Origin of the sequence: Xenorhabdus sp. SGI240 (genome assembly GCF_040081915.1) — a bacterium.
Classification (GTDB): domain Bacteria; phylum Pseudomonadota; class Gammaproteobacteria; order Enterobacterales; family Enterobacteriaceae; genus Xenorhabdus; species Xenorhabdus bakwenae.
In genome coordinates this window covers 1-1,333 of record NZ_JBEBMB010000153.1, presented here as the reverse complement: position 1 = coordinate 1,333, position 1,333 = coordinate 1, and the positions used below count along the sequence as shown (strand labels likewise).

At 57.7% G+C, this 1,333-nt stretch carries 1 protein-coding gene; it reads right to left on the bottom strand.

The window, feature by feature from the left end; translation table 11 throughout:
* Positions 1–1,333, bottom strand: a 1,333-nt coding sequence (locus ABLA76_RS17800) for a DUF6531 domain-containing protein (protein ID WP_348988927.1), incomplete at both ends; no start/stop codon positions are given.

Below are 1,333 nucleotides of genomic sequence, written 5' to 3'. Positions count from 1 at the left end.
GGATCGGTCATGCTGATAAGGCGGTCAGTCTCATCATAGTGGTATTGCCATGTTGCACCGGTGGCATCGGTAAATGCCGTCACCAGTCCGGTATCCGCCAGATAATCCAGTTGCAGAACCTGCCCTTCCGGCAGGATCTGCCGTTGCAGGTTGCCCCAGTCATCGTATTCATACCGCGTGACGTGACCGCACGGGGTTTCGACCCGGGTGACCTGCTGTTCGGCGTTATAATGCCAGGTGGTGGTATGACCCTGTGGCGTGGTGGAGCGGGTGATACCGGCTTCATAGTCCAGCCGGACGGGATAATAGCCCCCGCTGCCGACACTTTCAATGCAGCGTCCCTGTGCATCATACACATAATCCACGGCTGTCTGGTCACCGTCTGACCAGCGGCTTATCAGTCCCTGTGCCTGATAGTCATAGAACAGGTGAAATTGCTGGGTACTGTCCGCTTCCGCCAGCCAGCCATTGTCGTGATAGTCATAGCGCACCAGCACGTCACTGAGACCACTGTCGCGGCGGCGGATATCGGACAGCAGGCCATCCTCGCGGTACAACAATATCAGCTCCGGGCCGTCGCTGTGGGTGACCCGGTTTAGCTGGCCTTGTTCGGTGTAGTGAAACCCGATGGCATTGTCGTTGCGGTCACGCAGGGCGGCCAGTTGCCAACGCTGTGTGCCGGCAGTCACTGAGATGCCCGGTTGGGTAAAATATTTTCTGACCGGATTATTACGTTCGGTCAGAACGAAGCCCTGTTTTTGCCGGCTCAGTGTAAATTCCGGGTGCTCCGGGTTGATACTGTGGTCAACGCTCCGGGGCAGGGCGAAATGCAGGGAAGCGCCTTCCAGCGTCAGGATTTCTATCCGGTCGCCGGTGACGATAACGGACTCGGAGAAGTTGTCCAGCCAGTTTTCGCCGAGCAGGCCCCGCAATCCCGGTGACCAGCTGCGGGTAAAGGTCAGGGGTATCGTTTGCCCCAGTTCAAACTCGGTACGCTGGTCAAACAGGCTGCCAGTGGTCACGTCTATCGGGTCGCCCGTGAAGAATTTTTTGGTGGCCTGAGTGAAACGTTTAACCCCTTTATTGGCTTTAAACGCGGCTTTGGCACAAATCAGCCTGCCTTTCAGGGCATGGCTGGCTTTTTTGGCTCCCAGCTTTGCGCCAGTCAGCACCGCCTGCGGGCCGGTTTTGGTCAGCAGTTTCCCCGCGCCTTTGAGCAGCCCGCGTGTCGGCGGCACCAGAAATTCCACCGCCACCAGTAACGCCCGCTGCCAGCCGGAGAACTCTTCTTCAATCTCAAGGTAAGTCCCCTGACCGGAGCCGATAAAGACTT